Annotated in this window: 17 protein-coding genes; 5 read left to right on the top strand and 12 right to left on the bottom strand. The window is 60.0% G+C overall.

The window, feature by feature from the left end; translation table 11 throughout:
* Positions 1-128: 128 nt before the first annotated feature.
* The 9 genes from A7D21_RS34405 to arnC all read right to left on the bottom strand — a co-directional run bounded on the left by A7D21_RS34405 (position 129) and on the right by arnC (position 9,913).
* Entirely contained in the window at positions 129-317 is a 189-nt protein-coding gene (locus A7D21_RS34405; protein WP_256556257.1) for a type VI secretion system contractile sheath small subunit, read from the bottom strand.
* A 281-nt stretch (positions 318-598) separates the two neighbouring features.
* Positions 599-2,221, bottom strand: a complete 1,623-nt coding sequence (locus A7D21_RS16390) for a glycosyltransferase family 39 protein (protein WP_069552153.1) — start codon at positions 2,219-2,221, stop codon at positions 599-601.
* 3 nt (positions 2,222-2,224) lie between these two features.
* Positions 2,225-3,604 (bottom strand): UDP-glucose/GDP-mannose dehydrogenase family protein, encoded by a 1,380-nt coding sequence (locus tag A7D21_RS16385; RefSeq protein WP_053256001.1) that lies wholly within the window; start codon positions 3,602-3,604, stop codon positions 2,225-2,227.
* Positions 3,601-4,014: a 4-amino-4-deoxy-L-arabinose-phosphoundecaprenol flippase subunit ArnF gene (arnF, locus tag A7D21_RS16380; RefSeq protein ID WP_069552152.1), complete on the bottom strand. Its 414-nt coding sequence runs from the start codon at positions 4,012-4,014 to the stop codon at positions 3,601-3,603. The genes A7D21_RS16385 and arnF overlap by 4 nt, the downstream gene beginning before the upstream one ends.
* A complete protein-coding gene (gene arnE / locus A7D21_RS16375) occupies positions 4,011-4,358 on the bottom strand; it encodes a 4-amino-4-deoxy-L-arabinose-phosphoundecaprenol flippase subunit ArnE (RefSeq protein WP_053256003.1) in 348 nt (115 codons plus the stop codon). The genes arnF and arnE overlap by 4 nt, the downstream gene beginning before the upstream one ends.
* On the bottom strand, positions 4,355-6,010 hold the full coding sequence (gene arnT / locus A7D21_RS16370) for a lipid IV(A) 4-amino-4-deoxy-L-arabinosyltransferase (protein ID WP_053256004.1): 1,656 nt from the start codon (positions 6,008-6,010) through the stop codon (positions 4,355-4,357). The genes arnE and arnT overlap by 4 nt, the downstream gene beginning before the upstream one ends.
* Complete coding sequence (gene arnD, locus A7D21_RS16365; protein WP_053256005.1) at positions 6,007-6,891, bottom strand: 4-deoxy-4-formamido-L-arabinose-phosphoundecaprenol deformylase; 885 nt, start codon at positions 6,889-6,891, stop codon at positions 6,007-6,009. Before arnD ends, arnT begins: the two co-directional genes overlap by 4 nt.
* Entirely contained in the window at positions 6,891-8,882 is a 1,992-nt protein-coding gene (arnA, locus tag A7D21_RS16360) for a bifunctional UDP-4-amino-4-deoxy-L-arabinose formyltransferase/UDP-glucuronic acid oxidase ArnA (protein ID WP_053256006.1), read from the bottom strand. The genes arnD and arnA overlap by 1 nt, the downstream gene beginning before the upstream one ends.
* Complete coding sequence (gene arnC / locus A7D21_RS16355) at positions 8,879-9,913, bottom strand: undecaprenyl-phosphate 4-deoxy-4-formamido-L-arabinose transferase (RefSeq protein ID WP_053256007.1); 1,035 nt, start codon at positions 9,911-9,913, stop codon at positions 8,879-8,881. The genes arnA and arnC overlap by 4 nt, the downstream gene beginning before the upstream one ends.
* 466 nt (positions 9,914-10,379) lie before the next feature.
* Between arnC and A7D21_RS16350 the strand changes: the two genes are divergently transcribed.
* Together A7D21_RS16350 and xerC are read left to right on the top strand one after the other, a co-directional pair.
* The gene (locus tag A7D21_RS16350; RefSeq protein WP_069552151.1) at positions 10,380-11,198 is read left to right on the top strand and encodes a M949_RS01915 family surface polysaccharide biosynthesis protein; all 819 of its coding nucleotides are present in this window, start codon (positions 10,380-10,382) and stop codon (positions 11,196-11,198) included.
* Positions 11,199-11,306: 108 nt separating this feature from the next.
* Entirely contained in the window at positions 11,307-12,221 is a 915-nt protein-coding gene (gene xerC / locus A7D21_RS16345) for a tyrosine recombinase XerC (protein WP_069552150.1), read from the top strand.
* Between the two features lie 6 nt (positions 12,222-12,227).
* Here the strand turns inward: xerC and A7D21_RS16340 are convergent, their stop codons facing one another.
* Positions 12,228-12,491, bottom strand: a complete 264-nt coding sequence (locus tag A7D21_RS16340; RefSeq protein WP_053256010.1) for a DUF2790 domain-containing protein — start codon at positions 12,489-12,491, stop codon at positions 12,228-12,230.
* 111 nt (positions 12,492-12,602) lie between these two features.
* Entirely contained in the window at positions 12,603-13,805 is a 1,203-nt protein-coding gene (locus tag A7D21_RS16335) for a multidrug effflux MFS transporter (RefSeq protein WP_053256011.1), read from the bottom strand.
* Between the two features lie 295 nt (positions 13,806-14,100).
* Here A7D21_RS16335 and rbsK point away from each other — a divergent pair, with 295 nt between their 5' ends.
* From rbsK to A7D21_RS16320, 3 genes are read left to right on the top strand one after another with little or no spacing between them, the layout of a single operon-like run.
* The gene (rbsK, locus tag A7D21_RS16330; protein ID WP_069552149.1) at positions 14,101-15,021 is read left to right on the top strand and encodes a ribokinase; all 921 of its coding nucleotides are present in this window, start codon (positions 14,101-14,103) and stop codon (positions 15,019-15,021) included.
* A 26-nt stretch (positions 15,022-15,047) separates the two neighbouring features.
* Positions 15,048-16,379, top strand: a complete 1,332-nt coding sequence (gene fucP, locus A7D21_RS16325) for an L-fucose:H+ symporter permease (RefSeq protein ID WP_069552148.1) — start codon at positions 15,048-15,050, stop codon at positions 16,377-16,379.
* Entirely contained in the window at positions 16,376-17,422 is a 1,047-nt protein-coding gene (locus A7D21_RS16320; protein WP_069552147.1) for an aldose 1-epimerase family protein, read from the top strand. The genes fucP and A7D21_RS16320 overlap by 4 nt, the downstream gene beginning before the upstream one ends.
* On the opposite strand, the gene deoR is transcribed toward A7D21_RS16320, so the two are convergent.
* A complete protein-coding gene (gene deoR, locus A7D21_RS16315) occupies positions 17,419-18,177 on the bottom strand; it encodes a DNA-binding transcriptional repressor DeoR (RefSeq protein WP_069552146.1) in 759 nt (252 codons plus the stop codon). The genes A7D21_RS16320 and deoR overlap by 4 nt on opposite strands.
* Positions 18,178-18,250 lie beyond the last annotated feature (73 nt).

Below are 18,250 nucleotides of genomic sequence, written 5' to 3'. Positions count from 1 at the left end.
CTTGGCAGGTTTCCCGCGAAAGCCCTTTGAACGTTCCAATAGTTGGGGGAGGAACCCTTAACAGTGTGCCGACCGGAGCACAGGGGTGCCAATGCATATTAATGAAGGTTGAATGCAAAAATAGTGAGTTAAAACGCCTCGCCACAAGGGGTTAAGCGTGTGTTCTGGGTGAGCGGCCGGTTGATCCCCCCGAGCACACGTGTACGGGTCTCTTCATTGAACAACTGCCTTTGCAGGTTCTCCTGTAGCGCAGTGTTGTTGGCCAATGGGCCTTTCAATGCCACCAGCGCGTCGCGCAGCTCCATCAGCCGATCCAGCCGCGGCGCAGGAATAAGCAACAAATCTTCTGGCACGGTATTGCCCTTTTAATAATGGCAGCCACTGTGCGTAGAGGGGATGGCAGCGTCCTGAAGTAAATAGTTAACGCACTTGGTGAACGAGTCTACATTTCGGTTCCAGGCATCGGAAGGCAAAGCGCACCAGCCTTTACGCATAGCGACGTAGGCGCTTTCCTGGCGCTAATAACGAAAAACGCCCACTTTTTGAGGAGTGGGCGTTGTTTCTGTCAGACCGCTGTGACCGCGTTCAGCGCCTGCGATCAAGGCGCGGAAGCTTTCTCCAGATGCAGCAACACATAAGGGTCTTTGTCGAACTCCCCGCTGAGCGTCGGTGTGATCGAGCGCAAGCGTGGATCTTGCAGTTTTTCGAAGTCCTGAGCACTCATCACCAGCCAGGCCGGCCCTTGCAGCGGGGCCAGATCGGCGGGCGATTGGGTGAACAGCGGGACCTTATCGCAGTTGAAGTTGACCATGAACTTGATGGCTTTCGCGTCTTTACCCAAGCCATGCAGTACCACCGGTGCCGGTTGCTGCATGATGTGCGCCTTGACCGCGAGGGTAAAAGTGCGGGTGTCGTAGAGCGTACGTTCCAGCGGTTCGACCACCACGATGTAGGTCGACCAGAGCGCCAGCACCGCCGCGAATGCGGGCCCCAGCGTGCGCAGGCGTGCTTTGAGGAGTGACAGCAATGCCAACCCCTGAAGCACGCCCAGTAACGTGAAGATCAGCCCAAGGCTGTCCAACTGGGCCGGGTAGCGCTTGCGCGCCACCACCAAGCCTATCACCAGGAGCGCCGGCAACAGCGTCCAGATGCCCAGGATCAGGCCGCGGAGCGCCGCGAACAGCCGCCCCTGGGTGACCTGGAACGGGTAGGCCGCAATGATCGCCGCCATGGGCAGCATCGGCAGGATGTAGCGCGCCTTTTTCGCTTGGGGTACCGACAAGCCCAGCATCACCAGCAGACCGGCCGCTGCGCAATACACCACCAGTTTCAGCGCCGGGTCCGGCTCGCGGCGCCCGCCGATGACCACCGCCACCAGCACCAACAGCGCCAGCGGGTAGGCCAGCGCATAGTTGCCCATGGAACTGGTGAAGTAATACAACACGCCGCTGGAGCCTTCGGTGCCGTCCATGCGCCCGAGGAACTGCATGCGGATCACGTCCTGCATGAAGTCTTCGCCACCGCTGAGCTTGGCCAGCAGTAACAGCAGGCCGACACACGCCACCAACAGGGCCAGCGCCAGCACACCAAAGGTGAACAGTTGGCGCCATTGCCGATTGATCAGGTAATAGCTGCAGAGCACGCCGGTTGGGATCACCAGGCCGATTGGCCCACGCACTGCAAAGCCGAGAATCACCAGCAGGAGCAACCAATGCAGGCGCTTGGCGGCACCGAAGTGATCGTGGGCATAACCGAGGTAGAACACCGTCAGGGCGATGACGGCGAGCATCTGGTCCAGGGACACCGCACGGGTTTCACTGATGAAGGTGCTGCTCAGCAGCAACATCGCGATGCTCAACAGACCCCAACGCGTGGAGTAGGGCGCCGTGAGGCGGTACACCAGGGTTACGATCAGTGCCGACGCAATCGACGTCGGCAGCCATGCCGTCAGGCTGGTGACCTGGCCGAACGGCAAGGACAACAGCCACGTCAGCAGTGTCGAGGTCGCCAGATAGTCAGCGTAGGGCTGGCCATAGGTGGTGGGAAAGAAGCTCGGCCCATGGCGCAGCATCTCTTGTGCAAACACCACGAAGCGCGAGTCGAACCCGATGATAGCCTGGTGCCAATTGCCGACGATAAACAGCACCAGCGCGAGGAGCCCAAGCCCCAGCGACTGGTTGCGGATCGTTGCAGTAAGCAAGGGCGGTTGAGCTTTGTTCACGTGTCAGTCTTCCTTGACCGGCGCTACCCAGTTTTGCTGAGGGATCGGCAACTCGCAGGAATCGCCACGACCCATTGGGAAGTATTTGAAGCCTTTGCGCGCCAGGCGCTCGCCGTCGTAAAGGTTGCGACCGTCGAAAATCACCGGGTTTTTCAGACGGTCGAGGATCAGGTCGAAATCCGGGGCCTTGAACTGCTGCCATTCAGTGCAGACGATCAGCGCATCGGCGCCGCTCAAGGCGGACTCCGGCGTGCCCAGCAACGTCAGGCGCGACTCGTCACCGTAGATGCGCTGGGTTTCCTGCATGGCTTCAGGGTCAAACGCACGGACATTGGCGCCTGCGGCCCAAAGGGCTTCCATCAGCACACGGCTCGGTGCATCACGCATGTCATCGGTGTTGGGCTTGAAGGCCAGGCCCCACAACGCGAACGTCTTGCCTTTCAGTTCACCCTTGAAGTAAGCGTTGATACGTTCGAACAGCTTGCTCTTCTGGCGCTGGTTGATGGCTTCGACCGCTTCGAGCAGGTCGCTGGAGCAGTTGGCTTCCTTGGCGCTGTGGATCAAGGCGCGCATGTCTTTGGGGAAGCACGAACCACCGTAGCCGCAACCCGGGTAGATGAAGTGGTAGCCGATCCGCGAGTCGGCGCCGATGCCCAGGCGTACGGCTTCGATGTCCGCACCCAGGTGTTCGGCCAGCTCGGCGATCTGGTTGATGAAGCTGATCTTGGTGGCCAGCATGCAGTTGGCGGCGTACTTGGTCAGTTCGGCGCTGCGCAGGTCCATGAAAATGATGCGGTCGTGGTTGCGGTTGAAGGGCGCATACAGGTCGCGCATCACTTCACGCACTTCTTCACGTTCGCAACCGATGATAATGCGGTCCGGGCGGCGGCAATCGGCGACGGCCGTGCCTTCCTTGAGGAATTCCGGGTTGGAGACGATATCGAATTCCAGGTGACGGCCCGCGATGTGCAGGTTTTTTTCGATATGGGCGCGCAAGGTGTCGCCGGTGCCGACGGGTACGGTGGATTTTTCCACCAGAATCACCGGTTCCACACGATGGCGGGACACTGCGTCACCGACCGACAGCACATACTTGAGGTCGGCCGAGCCGTCTTCATCCGAGGGTGTACCCACGGCGATAAACAGCACTTCACCGTGTTCAACGGCGAGTTTTTCATCATAGGTAAAGTGCAGGCGGCCACTTTCCAGGTTTTCCTTGACCATGGCAGCCAGGCCCGGTTCGAAGATCGTCACATGGCCTTTCTGAAGCGACTCGACCTTGCTCTTGTCAACGTCCATGCAGATCACATCGTGACCGACTTCGGCCAATACGGTGGCCTGTACCAGACCGACGTAACCGCTACCAAATACACTGATTTTCATGGGGCATTCCTGGGGCTTGCAACGCTAGCACGACGAGAGTTAATAACCAGAACACCGAGGATGACCAACGCCACCCCCAGGGTTTTTGAAAGCGAAAAATGTTCGTTGAACACCGGCAGGCTGGCCGCGAGCAGGTACACCAGCGCATAGCTGATGCTGAGCAGCGAATAGGCGCGACCCAGCGGCAAATACTTGAGCGCGCCAAGCCAGCAGACCATCGACAGCGCATAGGCGATGATTGCCAGGATGACCACGCCGAGGGCGCCCAGATCAATGGCGTTGCTGTTGAACGCGCTCAGCCAGGCGTCCGGCAGTGGCAGGCGCGTCATGCTCCAGCGCATGCCCAGTTGAGCGGCGCTCACCAGGCCGACGCTGCCCAGGGCCAGGGCAAACCCTTGCGCGCGGCTCATACGTGACGCCCCAGCAGTACGACGCCGCCGATCACCAGCGCCACACCGAGCCAATGACGGCCATCGATGTGCTCATGAAAGACAAAGTGCGCCATCAATGTCACCAGCACGAAATTCAAGCTGAGCATCGGGTAGGCGATGCCCACCTCCAGGCGCTGCAACACCAGCAGCCACACCAACAGGCCCAGGCCCAGGCACACCAGTGCTGACCACAGCCACGGGGAACGCAGTTTCGGCGCCCATCCGTGCGGCTGGCCGCGCCAGCTTTCCACGGCAAACTTTTGCGAAACCTGGCCCATACAGGTGAGCAGGCAGGCGCTTAATAGCAGAAGCAATGTGATCATTGCGCAGCCTGTGGGAAGATCAGGATGACGATATTGCCTTGCTCGTAGCGTTTACCGTCCTGGGGCAGCAGGTTCACTTCAGCAACCTCGTCGTCGCCCTTGACCCGCATCACCACACCGACAGACCCCTTTTTGCGCGCCTCGCTCATCCATTGCTGGACTTCGCTGGTATCGATCTTGCGATGCGCGGTGTCGGGGTAGGCGATGCCGTATTTCACTTCGCCGACGGTGTTGTAGAGGCTCACATCCGGGCGGCCCAAACGCCATGACAGGGCCGACGCGGCGCCCAGGTCATTGCTAAGCAGGGCGGCGGTCGGTTGCAGTTCCGGCAGGTGGTCGATGATGAACTGATCCGGCGTCTTGTTGTAAACCACCGAATGGGGCAGGGCGGCGGGCACCAAGGCGACCAGCAACCAACTGCCGATCGCCGGTGCGGCCCACAGTTTCAACGGGCGCGCGGCCTGCAGCAGGTTGACCACAATCCAGCCGAACAGGAAGGTAAACACCAGCACCAGGCTGAGGGTTTCCTGACCGCGTTCGTACACCGGATTCTTCAATTGGAACCAGCTGATCGCCAACAAGGCCGCGATACCGATACTCAGGTTCAGCCAGCCGTTGATGCGCAGTGCGCGAGCCTGGCCCTGGGCAAGCTTGTCGCTCAGGGTCGACCCCATCAGCAGGGCCAACGGCAGCAGGCAAGGCATGATGTACGACGGCAGCTTGCCTTTGGCCAGGCTGAAGAACGCCAGGGGCATCAATAGCCATAACAGCAGGAACACGGTTTTAGGCAGGCGCTTTTCCAGCCACGCACGTTTCACCGTGGACGGCAGCAGCGCGATCCACGGCAATGAGAACGCGACCATCAGCGGCAGGTAGAACCAGAAGGGCTCGGCATGCTGGGCGTCATCGCCGGCAAAGCGTTGGATATGCTCGTGCCAGAAGAAGAAGTTCCAGTAGTCCGGCTCTTGCAGGTGCACGGCCAGTGCCCACGGCAGGCTGACCACAATCGCGACGACCACGGCGACCACGCCGTAACCGAGCAATTCACGAAAGCGTTTTTGCCAGATCGCGTAGGGCAGGGCGATCAACACCGGCAGCAGCCAGGCGAGGAAGCCTTTGGTCATGAAACCCATGCCACAGGCGAAACCGAGCAAGGCCCACGACCACAAACGGCCGCGGCGGGTGGTGCTGTCGAAGCAGAACCATAGCGCCACACCGGTCAGGTTGACCCAGAAGGTGAATTGCGGGTCCAGGTTGGCATAACCGCCGAGCAGGGCCACGCTGACAAAGCTCATGTACAGCACGGTGCTGACGAGGCTTTTTTGCGGGTCGTTCCACAGCCGACGAGACACGAGGTACACCAGCAGGATGCTCAGCCCGGTGCTCAGGGCGGATGCAAAGCGCACGCCGAACAGGTTTTGCCCGAACATCGCCTGGCCCAGCGCGATCATCCAATAGCCGGCGGCGGGTTTCTCGAAATAGCGGATGCCCATGAAGTGTGGCGAAGCCCACTTGCCGGTCAGCAGCATTTCCTGGCTGATTTGTGCATAACGGGTTTCATCGGGAATCCACAGGCCATGACTGGCCAGCGGTAACAGATAAAACACACCAAACGCCAACAGGAGCAGGGGCAATGCCCAGCGGCGGATCATGCCTGCTGCACTCCAAGCCATCCCTCGCGGCCGCTTAACGCGCCGCGCACCAGGTGTTGCTGGGGCAGGGTGGTCACATCCGCGGGCAGCAGATCGCCCAAGGGTTTGAAGTCGATGCCGCGCTGCCCGGCCTGGGCGAGCAATTGGCGAAAATCTTCAGCCATCAGAATCCCTTCTACTTCTGCGTGGATCGTGTAGACGTTCAGCTTTGACTCGGTAAACCGGTCGAGAATAAAGCTGTTGAAATTGTTGGCAGCCACCACCGGACCGACGACTTCGTCGAAGGTCGGCAGGTCTACCGGAATTTGTGGGGTGCCCGCACTGCCATCGGCCAAGGTGGGTCGAAACAGGCTGGTGCCCCGGCAATCACTGTTGTAGCGAAAGTTGAAACCTTGCTTGGCTTGCACCACGCGTTCATCGGCACGCCAGCCGGCGGCGGCAGAACAGTCGATGCGTTCACCGAGAATGTCGCTCAAGGTGTCGACGCCGCGACGAATCTGCTCGACCAGTTGTGCGTCGCTCCAGCGCCCGGTGTTGGCCTGCCAGCCGTGGTGGTCCCACGCGTGCAGGCCGACTTCATGGCCGGCGGCCTTGGCCTGGCGCATCAAATGCCCCAGGTCACGACCAATCGGCTTGCCCGGCCAGGCGGTGCCGGCCAGCAAGATATCCCAGCCATACAGCCCGGCGGCATTGGAACGCAGCATCTTCCACAGGAATTGCGGACGGATGAGGCGCCACAAGTGGCGCCCCATGTTGTCCGGCCCAACGCTGAAGAAGAACGTCGCTTTCACCCCGGCTTCATCCAGGGACTCCAGCAACCGTGGCACACCTTCACGGGTGCCACGGTAGGTGTCGACGTCGATGCGAAGACCTGCCTGCATCAGCGCTTGTCCGCGATTTCGAGCATGGCTTCTTTGAGGAAGAAGTCCAGGGTGTTACCGATGGTTTCGCTCATCTCAACGGTTGGCTCCCAGTTCAGCAGGCGCTTGGCGTTTTCGATGCTTGGCTTGCGGTGTGCCACGTCCTGGTAACCGGTGCCGTAGAACGCCTTGCTCTCTACGTCGCGGAAACCGGCGAACGGAGGGAAGTTGCTGCGCAGCGGGTGAGCTTCGAACTGACGCAGCAGTTCTTCGCCCAGCTGACGAATGCTGGCTTCGTTTTCCGGGTTGCCGATGTTGATGATCTGCCCGTTGCAGACATCGTTGTCGTTATCAATGATGCGGGCCAGGGCTTCGATGCCGTCAGCGATGTCGGTGAAGCAACGCTTCTGCTCGCCACCGTCGAACAGGCGGATCGGCGTGCCTTCCACCAGGTTCAGGATCAGCTGGGTGATTGCGCGGGAGCTGCCGATACGTGCCGAGTCCAGACGGTCCAGGCGCGGGCCCATCCAGTTGAACGGACGGAACAGGGTGAAGTTCAGGCCTTTGTCGCCGTAAGCCCAGATCACACGGTCGAGCAGTTGCTTGGAGACCGAGTAGATCCAGCGCTGCTTGTTGACCGGGCCAACCACCAGGTTGGAGGTGTCTTCGTCGAAATACTGGTCCTGGCACATGCCATAGACTTCGGAGGTCGACGGGAAGATCACACGCTTGTTGTACTTGACGCAGTAGCGAACCAGTTTCAGGTTCTCTTCAAAGTCCAGTTCGAACACGCGCAGCGGGTTACGGGTGTATTCGATCGGGGTAGCGATGGCCACCAGCGGCAGGACCACGTCGCACTTCTTGATGTGGTACTCGATCCACTCGGAGTGAATGCTGATATCGCCTTCCACATAGTGGAAGTTCGGGTGGCTGCGCAGGCGCTCGATAGCGTCGGAACCGATATCCAGGCCGTAGATTTCATAACGGTCGTCACGCAGCAGGCGCTCGGACAGGTGGTTACCGATGAAACCGTTCACACCCAGGATCAGTACACGAGTGCGACGTGGCTTGCGGCCGGACTCGGCGCCGCGCAGTACGGAACCGTCTACCAGGCCCAACTCGTCGGCCAGGGACGGACCTGCCAGGTACAGGCCGTTTTCGTTGCGCTGGCCAAACTTGACCACCAGGGAATCTTCACCGCAGGCGATGCGCAGCGGGTTGACGCTGATCACACGGCCTGGCGCGATGCCTTCGTTGCCCTTGACCACGTCGGCTTGCCAAACGATCAGTTTGTGCTCGCCTACGGCGCAGAAGGCGCCCGGGTAAGGTTGGGTAACGGCGCGAACCAGGTTGAACAGCTCTTCAGCCGGCTTTTTCCAGTCCAGTTTGCCATCGGCAGCGGTGCGGCGGCCGAAGTAGGTGGCCTGGCTTTCGTTCTGGGCAGTTTCCGCCAGCTTGCCTTGGGCCAGTTGTGGCAGGGCATCGCGCAGCAGGTTGGTGGCCGCTTCACGCAGCTTGGCGTGCAGGGTCAGGCCAGTGTCAGTGCGGTCGATAACGACTTTTTCCTGGGCCAGGATCGCGCCGGCATCGGCACGCTTGACCATGCGGTGCAGGGTCACGCCGGTTTCGGTTTCGCCGTTGACCAGCACCCAGTTGGCCGGTGCGCGGCCACGGTATTTAGGCAGCAGCGAGCCGTGCAGGTTGAACGCGCCTTTTTTGGCGGTGGCCAACAGCGCTTCGCTGAGCAGGTTGCGGTAGTAGAACGAGAAGATGAAATCCGGGTTCAGCTTGGCAATGCGCTCGATCCACAGCGGGTGGTTGGCGTCTTCCGGTGCGTGTACCGGGATGCCGTTGCGGGCACAGAGTTGAGCGACGGAGCCGTAGAAATTATTTTCCTTGGGGTCGTCGGCATGGGTGAACACGGCAGCAATGTCGTAACCGGCGGTCAGCAGGGCTTCGATGCCTGCACAGCCAATATCGTGATAAGCGAAGACAACAGCTTTTGAATTCATGACGAAACCTGATCGGAAGGAGAAGTGGAAGTGTGAGAACTTGTCAGGCCGTCGACCACGACGACCGGAGCGGGTGCTGCAGGTTGGTTACGCAGCACTTTTTCAATAAAGAAGCGCGGGCGGGCGCGCACGTCACTGTACATGCGCCCCAGGTATTCACCCAAGAGGCCCATGCCGATGAATTGACCACCGGTGAACACGAACAACACGGCAAACAGGACAAACATGCCTGAGCCGGCCCATTCGGCGCCAAACACTAATCGCAGGAACACCAGTGCGAAGGCAAACAGCATGCCCAGCGCCGCCAGGCTGAAGCCGACGATGCTCAGCAGGCGCAGCGGGGTGGTGGTCATGCAGGTCAGCAGGTCGAACATCAGGCTGATCAGGCGCATCGCGCTGTATTTGGACTCGCCGTGTTCGCGCTCGGCGTGATGCACCAGAATCTCGGTGGTGTGCCGGGCAAAGCCGTTGGCCAGAATCGGAATAAAGGTGCTGCGCTCACGGCAGGCGAGCATGGCGTCGACGATGGTGCGGCGGTAGGCGCGCAGCATGCAGCCGTAGTCGGTCATGGCCACGCCGGTGGAGCGTTGCACCGCCAGGTTGATCAGGCGCGACGGCCAGCGACGGAAGGCCGAGTCCTGGCGGTTGTTACGCACGGTCGCCACGACGTCGAAGCCCAGGGCGGCTTGTTCCACCAGGCGCGGGATCTCTTCCGGCGGGTTCTGCAGGTCGGCGTCGAGGGTGATGATCACCTCGCCGCGGCACTGCTCGAAGCCGGCCATGATCGCTGCATGCTGGCCGTAGTTACGGTTGAGGATCACCGCTACCACGTTGCTGCCGTCTTCAGCGGCGGCGTCTTCAAGCAATTGGGCCGAGTTGTCGCGGCTACCGTCATCCACCAGGATGATTTCGTATTCGTAAGCCAGTTGCTTGCAGGCTGCCGTCGTGCGACGCAGCAATTCAGGCAGGCTCTCTTGTTCGTTGTAGACCGGGATAACGATCGACACGCAATGAATAGGGTAGGGTTTCAAAGATTCATGACCTCGGGGCTAGAGCAATTGAAGCGTGAAAACAGCAGTAATCAGTCCGATAAACGCTGGCTGATTAAACGTAGCGTGGGTTTGCGGCATTCATTCGACTTTCCTGCAGACGGGTAACAGATTCTTCCATAGCTATCAGATTAAAGACGAAATAGATGAAAGGTAAAGCGTAATCAACAGGTTAGTCGGGGAAAACGCGGTTTGTTCTCAAGTTCTGCGGCCAAGGTTAAGCGGAAAAATGTTGAACGAATATGAAAGGCGGATGAAAAACTCGTTTATTTGACAGGTAGACAGCTAGGGTTCAGCTAAGTGACTGAAGCGCCAGGCAATAGGTTTACCGGGTAAAACCGCTGGGATTTTAAAGCGTTGCGCCGCCGACCGATTGTCATTCAACAATCTTCTCTGCAATGCCCTTCAAGTGCCGGTAAAGTAAGCCATCTCTTGCCAGGGTACTCGGATGAATAGCGTGCAGCTTTTTCGCGGCCAATTGCGGCCTGCGTTGTTGGGATTGTTGATGGCTGTGGCCTGTGTCACCACCGTAAGGGCCGACGACGGGGTGGCGCTCACCCGTATCGAGCAGGTACCGGAGGGCGTGGAAGTGCGTGGCAAGCAGGTCGCCGCTTACACCTGGGACGACCGCCAAGGCAAAAACCTGTTGGTACTCGCCGAGCAAGTGGGTGAACGTGACGATGACGGCACCCAGTCGGCCTTCGTCTACGCGGCCCAATACCTGCTGGCGGGCGACCATCCCAAACGCGTGTGGATGCTGTATGACGATGTGCAGCATTGCCAATTCGACGCAGCGCTGCACTTTGACATGGCGGCAACCAAGGTCACCGACCTGACCGGCGATGGCCTGACCCAGGCCACGGTGGGCTATTCGCGAACCTGCACCAGCGACGTCAGCCCTCGTGAGTTCAAGCTGATCATGCATGTGGGCAAATCCCAGAAGTACCGCCTGCGCGGTGTCGATCGCGTTGGCGCGAGCTGGTGGGACGAGGAAGCCGGCGCCCTGCGTGGCATGCCGCTGCCGACGGACTGCTCTATTGCAGCGCAACAGGCGCTGGTCAGCCAGTACAAGGAGCAGGGCACCGAGTTGCCGCTCCCGGGCTGCTATGGCGACGAGAGTGACTTCGCCAAGGCGCCGGACGGCTACCTGGCGTTCATGCGCCAGCATTGGTTTGGGCTGATGCAGAAACAGGACGCCGAATGGAGCCAATCCCAGGCCCAGCCTCAGCCGGAAAACGCCACAGAGGATGACGAGTCGGCCCCGTGATTTTGTGCAGGGGCCGGTCGTGCGTTAGACTCGGTACTCGCCAATTCACTAAATACCTCGATTAAACAATGGCTTGGTCGAGGTATTTAATCCAAAGGCTGATCTACCTTGACAGAGTCCATCCGCAACCCGCTGACCCTCTACCTCACCCGTCTGGCCCCTTCCAGCCAACTGACCATGCGCTACGTGCTGCAGGACGCGGCCGACCGGGTGGGTTTTGAAGACATCAACCTCGACGAGATCGACTGGCACCTGCTGCAACCTGAACAGGTGATTGCCCTGGTCGCCGCGTTGCGTGAGGACGGCTATGCGCCGAACACGTCTTCGTTGTATGTGAACGCGGTACGCGGGGTAATGAACGAGGCGTGGCGCCTGAGCTTGATCAGCCAGGACCACCTGTTGAAGATGCGCTCGGTCAAGGCCACGCCCGGCACCCGTTTGGGGCAGGGCCGTAACCTGCGCCGCACACTGATCCGCGAAATGATGGAAGTCTGCGCCGCCGACCCGCGCCCCCAAGGCCTGCGGGATGCGGCGGTGATCGGCCTGTTGTATGGCTCTGGCATGCGCAAGTCGGAGTCGGTCAACCTCGACCTGGCGCAGATCAACTTCGACGAACGCAGCGTGCGCGTGATCGGCAAGGGCAACAAGGAACTGGTCAAGTACGCGCCGGCCTGGGCGTTTGCCAAGCTGCAAGCCTGGCTGGAGTTTCGCCGCGCGCACCTCAAGGAAGGCGAACAGGACGATAGCTTCCTGTTCAATCGTATCCGTCGCGGCAGCCATATCACGCGCGAACGCATTACCAAGCACGCGATCTACTACATCGCCCGTCAGCGCGGCGAACAGGTGGGCGTGAAGATCATGCCGCATGATTTCCGGCGTTCGTTCATCACCCGGGTGATCGAAGAGCATGACCTGTCGATTGCGCAGAAACTGGCGCATCACACCAATATCCAGACGACCGCCAGCTATGACGTGCGCGATGACAACGAGCGACGGCGGGCGGTGGATCGGTTTGATTTGTAAGCGCGCTCAACTGTGCGGGCAGCTGTCTGCGACCCGCATGTAGTCGAGTTCGTGGCGCACGCCCCGGCTGTCCACGTACACAACATGGCCCTTGACCGGGCCGCAAGTGGTGGATGCAGCGTTGGTGGTACGCACGGCCTTGGCGATCTCGAGGTCTTCGGCGTAATCGTCGGTTTGATTGGCCGGTGTGTCAGCGCCCGGATTGGGCTCGCCCTGGGCGGCGGCTAACGTGCTGACCATGCTCAGCATTAGAATAAGCAGGTAACGCATGACGACCTCCAGCACCCATCGGTGGTGGTTTGAGTGTGGTCGCCATTCTATAAAGCCTGCTCCCGCCCCAGAACGGATTCCGGCCAATAACGGCTATCAATCAAAACAATGTCAGGGCCTTGCACAGGCCAGGTGCGTCGGCAAACGCCGCAGGGTCCACAGGGTGACCAGCATTGCGGCGACGGCACATAGCGCGATGCCGACCAACATGGGCGCCGGCGTGTGGTCGGCGAACACACCGACCAGGGTCATGGACACCGCGGCGGTGATCATTTGGATCGCACCGAGCAGCGCCGACGCGGAACCCGCCACGGCACCATGGTCTTCCATGGACAACACCCCCGCGGCCGGCAGTAACAGGCCGAGAAAACCGAAACCGATAAACAGCAGGGTCATCATCAGCGCCAGGTTGTCGCTCCACAGCGTAGAGGTGGCCAGCAATGTCATGACCACGGCAACGCCGACAACCGACCAGCGAATCAGCGGGGGCAGGCCAAAGCGCGCACTCAGGCGTGCCGTCAATTGGCTCATGGCAAAGAACGAGGCCGCGTTGACCGCAAAGCACAGGCTGAACTGCGTAGGTGTCAGGCCGAAATACTCGATGTACACGAACGGCGCGCTGCCGATAAACACGAAAAACGTCGCCAGGCCAAAGCCACACACCACCGACAAGCCAGTGAATACCGGGTCACGGAGCAGGGCGCCATAGCTGCCGAACGCACTGCCCAAGGTCTTGCCCAAACGGCGCTCGGCCGGATGGGTTTCCGGCAGTTGTACGATGGTCATCACCAGGCACAGCACCGCGACGACGCCCAGCGCGACGAACACTTCACGCCAGCTCCACAGTGAAATCACCACGCTGCCGGCCAAGGGCGCCAGGATCGGTGAAACACTCATCACCAGCATCAGCAAAGCCATCAAGCGCGCCGCTTCGTGGCCGGTATACAGGTCGCGGACGATGGCCCGTGGGATAACCATGCCGGCGCACGCACCAAACGCTTGCAGGGCACGAAAGGCAATCAGCACTTCAATCGTGGGGGCCAGCGCACAACCGACGCTGGCCACGGCAAAAATCACCAAGCCTGCATAAATCGGCGGCTTGCGGCCGAACACATCGCTGATCGGCCCGTAGAACAGCTGGCACACGCCAATGATCATGAAGAACACCGTCAAGCTCATCTGCACAGCCGCTGGCGACGCCTGCAGGCTGGCCCCAAGGGTGGGCAGCGCGGGCAAATAGCTGTCGATGGCGAATGGGCCGATGGCGGTGATCAGCCCCAGCAGCAAGGCGAGGTGGGCAATACTTCGAGACATGGTGGTTCCGGGTTGCATCAAAAAAGATCGGCCAGCTTAGTGAGCGCTCCCCGGGGGCACAAGGTGACGCTTACACACGCGCTACATAATTGCGTCCCGAGCCTTCTGGCGCCGGGCTTTGCAGCCGCGCCGACGAAGTCAATCAGCGACGACCCAAGGGCGCCGCCGCGCCTTTGCGCGCTCCGTTGATCCTTCGGCGTAAAAAAAGATTGAATATTCACACCTAATGTTATTTAAATAACAAAAAAAGAGCGCCACAACCTGCCTGGTTGTGCCGCAACAAGGTGGAATAGCAATGAGCAAGATCGCAGTCATCGGCAGCAATATGGTGGATTTGATTACCTACATCGACCGCATGCCGGGCCAGGGCGAAACCCTGGAAGCACCGGGCTTTGCCCTCGGTTGCGGCGGCAAAGGGGCCAACCAGGCGGTGGCGGCGGCCAAGCTTGGGGCGGATGTGTTGATGTTGAGCAAGGTCGGTGACGACATGTTTGCCGACAACACACTGGCCAACTTCCAGCGCTTTGGTATCGACACGCGTTACGTGCAGCGGGTGCCTGGTGTTTCCAGCGGCGTGGCGCCGATTTTTGTCCGGCCCGACTCCCATAACAGCATTTTGATCGTCAAAGGCGCCAATGCGCACTTGTCGCCGGCGGATATCGATGCGGCGGCAGTCGACCTGCAAGCGTGCACGTTGATCGTGCTGCAGCTGGAGATCAACCTGGAGACGGTCTACTACGCCATCGAATTCGCTCACCGGCATGGCATTGCGGTACTGCTCAATCCGGCACCGGCCATGGCCGGATTGAGCGCCGAGCACCTGGCGAAATTGGATTTCCTGATCCCCAACGAATCGGAACTGGCACTGATCACCGGCCAGACCGTGGACTCGCCGGAGTCGGCCCGTGCGGCCGCAAAAACCCTGGTCGCCAGCGGCGTTCGCCACGTGATTGTCACCCTTGGCGAGCACGGCGCGCTGTATATCGGCGAGGAGGGTGAATGCCAGGTGCCGGGCCAACGGGTTGCCGCCCGTGACACCACCGGTGCCGGTGACGCCTTTATTGGTTGCTTCATTCAACACTGGAACCGCGACGGCAGGATTCGTCAGGCCATGGAACAGGCCGTGGCGTATTCCGCCTGCTCGGTGATGGCGCTGGGTACGCAGACTTCCTATCCCGACAGCGAAGCATTCGCCCGCTTCCAGCAACAGCGGTAACACCCCCACCAGCCCGGAGAACAATAATGAACAAACCTGCGCTGCAACAAACCCCCGACGGTTTCTACCTGAACCGCACGCCCTGGTTCGCCTTTATCCTGCTGTGCAGCATCTTTGCACTGTGGGCCGCAGCGGCGAGCATGAACGACGTGCTGATTGCACACTTCAAGAAAGCGTTTTTGCTCAGTGATTTCCAGACCGCCTTCGTGCAGTCGGCGTTTTACCTGGGCTATTTTTTTGTGGCAATTCCGGCCGCGATGGTGGTGCGGCGCTTTAGCTACAAAAGCACGATTCTGATCGGGCTGTTGCTGTACATGTTCGGCTGCCTGCTGTTTTTTCCGGCGGCGTCCACCGCCAAGTACGGCATGTTCCTGCTGGCACTGTTTGTGATTGCAGCCGGCCTGTCGTTCCTGGAAACCGCGTGCAACACCTACTCGACGCTGATGGGCCCGCGGGAAACCGGGACGCGACGCTTGAATATTTCGCAGACCTTTCACCCCTTTGGCGCAATGGCCGGGGTTTACGTGGGTAGCTTCGTGATGTTCAAGGACTCCGACGCCACCACTGAACAACTGAAGCAAATGAGCGCCTCTGAGGCGGCGGTGCAGCAGTTGCAAATGATCCAGTCCACGCTGCTGCCGTACAAGTGGATGATCGCTGTTCTGGTGCTGATGTTTATCCTGATCGCGATTACCCGATTCCCTGCGTGCAAGGGCAATAAGACGGCCGGTAGCAAGCCTGGCAGCCTGCGTCAAAGCCTGGGGCGGCTGTGGCGTAACCCGCGCTTTACGTTTGGCGTACTGGCGCAGTTTCTCTATGTGGGTGCGCAGGTGGGTGTGTGGAGTTTTACCATTCGCCTGGCCATGCAAATGGGCGGTATGAATGAACGCAGCGCTTCATGGTTTCTGCTGACCACCTTCGCCGCGTACTTTGTCGGCAAGATGATCGCCAACCTGTTGATGCGCCGGCTGCACCCGGCCAGGGTGCTGGCGATTTATGGCGTGCTGTGCATTGTGCTGCTGGCCTACACGATCCTGGTGCCAAACATTTCGGCGGTGTACGCAGCGGTTGGCGTGAGTATTTTTCTCGGCCCATGCTGGCCGACCATTTACGGCCTGACCATTGATGGCCTGGGTGAAGACACCGGCGTCGGCGGGTCGTTGCTGGTGATGAGCATTGTCGGTGGCGGGGTAATCCCGATCTTTCAGGGCCTGTTGTCCGATGCCAGCGGCGGCAACATGCAGCTGGCGTACAGCGTGCCGTTGCTGTGCTTTATCGTGATCGTGATGTATGCGATCAAATGCTTGCGCCAGTCCGACCCCTTGCCATCGGGCGCAGCAGCGGCGGTGGCCTCATGAACACGCGCATCCCGCTGTATCGTGCGGTGTTTGGTGAGCAGGAAAAGATCCTTTTACAGTCTGAGGCGTTCAAGGTCAGTGCCTGGACCTATGCGTCCGGCGTGTTGGCTGTGAGCCTGGAGAACAGCCGTGGACGCCTGGTGATCCTGCCTTATCAAGGGCAGATGATCTGGTCGGCCGTGTTCGATGGCTGCGACCTGACCATGAGCAACCTGTTCGAGCAGCCCCGGCCGAGCCCGACGGTCATTGATACTTATGGCTGTTTCATGTTTCACAGTGGCTTGCTGCGCAACGGTTGCCCGGCGCCGGATGACACGCATGCCTTGCATGGCGAAATGCCTTGTGCGCCTATGGACACAGCCTGGCTGGAGCTGGGTGAGGGCGTTGTGCGCCTGGGCGGTTCCTATGAGTTTGCCAAGGGGTTCGGTGATCGTTACCGGGCTTGCCCCAGCGTGACACTGCGCGCCGATTCGGCCTTGTTCGATATTGAGATGCACGTGACGAACCTGGCCGGCAAGCCGATGGACTTGATGTACATGGCCCACATGAACTACGCCTATGTGGACGGTGCGCGGTTCGTCGAGCCACTGGGCATGCAGCGTCTGCGCCTGCGTACCAGCGTGCCGGACCACGTCAAGCCGACGCCCGCCTGGAGTGCCTACATGGCGCAACTGGCCGAGCATCCCGGCCAGTTGGCCTGCCTCGAAACGCCTGCGCTGTATGACCCTGAAATTGTGTTTTTCCTCGATGGCGTCGGCACCGACGCCACCGGCCACGCGCACTTTCTGCTTGAGCATCCCGACGGCGCTGCGTTCTACACCCGTTATCGCCCCGAGCAATTCGAACACGCTGCACGCTGGGTCCTGCACACACCGGATCAGCAAGTGGCTGCGTTCGTGCTGCCGTCGACCTGCGAGCCGGAGGGCTACACCGCAGAGAAAGCCAAAGGTCACGTGCGGCAGCTGGCGGCCGGGGCGAGCGCTTCATTCAGCGTGACCACCGGCTATTTGACTGAGCAGGAACGGCAGAGGCTGTTGGGTTAAACCAGCAATTGCGCACCGCGTGCCTGGATGACGTCTTGATAGGCGCGGGGGATTTTCTTGTCGCTGACCACGTATTGGAAGTCTTCCAGGGTGGCGAAATGGGCGGTGCGCACGGTGTCGAACTTGCTGAAGTCGGCGAGCAACACGCGTTGCTGGGCCTGGCGTAGGACCTTTTGCTTGACCTCTACTTCATTGAAGTTGAAGCACGTCACACCGAACTCCTGACTGACGCCCGCCGCCGTCACGAAGGCCCACGTCAGGCGCACGCTGTCGAGAATGCTGCTTTCGGCGCTGCTTTCAAACACTTGGTTCTTGCGGTGAAAGGTGCCGCCGCACAAGACGATGTGGCAGTTGGGTTTGTTGTGCAACTTAAGCAACACGTTCAACGAACTGCACACGGCAGTGAACTCCAACTCGTCGGGGATGAAGTCAATGACGAAGGGCGAGGTGGTGCCGCAGTCGAAGAAGACTGTGTCACCGGCCTGTATCAAACCGGCAGCGAGCTTGCCGATGCGGCGTTTCTCCTCGACGTGACGCGTGCCCTGGTCGGCGACCCGGTATTCGCTGACCTCGCTGCCGCCCCGGGTGATGTAGCCGCCAAGAAGACGCAGGTGATCGCGGAAGTGATTGAGATCGCGGCGCAGGGTCATCTCGGAAACGTCCAGCAACGCAGCCATTTCCCTCAAGTGAATGGCGTTCTGGTCCTGCAAGGCTTGTTGGATAAGCTTGAGTCGCTCGGCTTTTCTACTGTCCACGAGTATTCCAGGGCTTGATTGTTTCTGTTAAATAAGTAACATTAATTGTGACTATTATAACGCATTCTTGTGA

The sequence above is a fragment of the Pseudomonas sp. AP19 genome (assembly GCF_001728855.1).
GTDB lineage: Bacteria > Pseudomonadota > Gammaproteobacteria > Pseudomonadales > Pseudomonadaceae > Aquipseudomonas > Aquipseudomonas fluorescens.
Note: the sequence above shows the minus strand (reverse complement) of the source record. Positions and strands in the feature narration are given on the sequence as shown.

Coding starts and splice junctions, on each gene's coding strand:
- A7D21_RS16340 (WP_053256010.1), bottom strand. CDS start 12,491: ATGCGTTACCTGCTTATTCTAATGCTGAGCATGGTCAGCACGTTAGCC.
- A7D21_RS16335 (WP_053256011.1), bottom strand. CDS start 13,805: ATGTCTCGAAGTATTGCCCACCTCGCCTTGCTGCTGGGGCTGATCACC.
- A7D21_RS16350 (WP_069552151.1), top strand. CDS start 10,380: ATGAATAGCGTGCAGCTTTTTCGCGGCCAATTGCGGCCTGCGTTGTTG.
- arnE (WP_053256003.1), bottom strand. CDS start 4,358: ATGATCACATTGCTTCTGCTATTAAGCGCCTGCCTGCTCACCTGTATG.
- A7D21_RS16385 (WP_053256001.1), bottom strand. CDS start 3,604: ATGAAAATCAGTGTATTTGGTAGCGGTTACGTCGGTCTGGTACAGGCC.
- arnT (WP_053256004.1), bottom strand. CDS start 6,010: ATGATCCGCCGCTGGGCATTGCCCCTGCTCCTGTTGGCGTTTGGTGTG.
- arnD (WP_053256005.1), bottom strand. CDS start 6,891: ATGCAGGCAGGTCTTCGCATCGACGTCGACACCTACCGTGGCACCCGT.
- A7D21_RS16320 (WP_069552147.1), top strand. CDS start 16,376: ATGAACACGCGCATCCCGCTGTATCGTGCGGTGTTTGGTGAGCAGGAA.
- arnF (WP_069552152.1), bottom strand. CDS start 4,014: ATGAGCCGCGCGCAAGGGTTTGCCCTGGCCCTGGGCAGCGTCGGCCTG.
- fucP (WP_069552148.1), top strand. CDS start 15,048: ATGAACAAACCTGCGCTGCAACAAACCCCCGACGGTTTCTACCTGAAC.
- rbsK (WP_069552149.1), top strand. CDS start 14,101: ATGAGCAAGATCGCAGTCATCGGCAGCAATATGGTGGATTTGATTACC.
- arnA (WP_053256006.1), bottom strand. CDS start 8,882: ATGAATTCAAAAGCTGTTGTCTTCGCTTATCACGATATTGGCTGTGCA.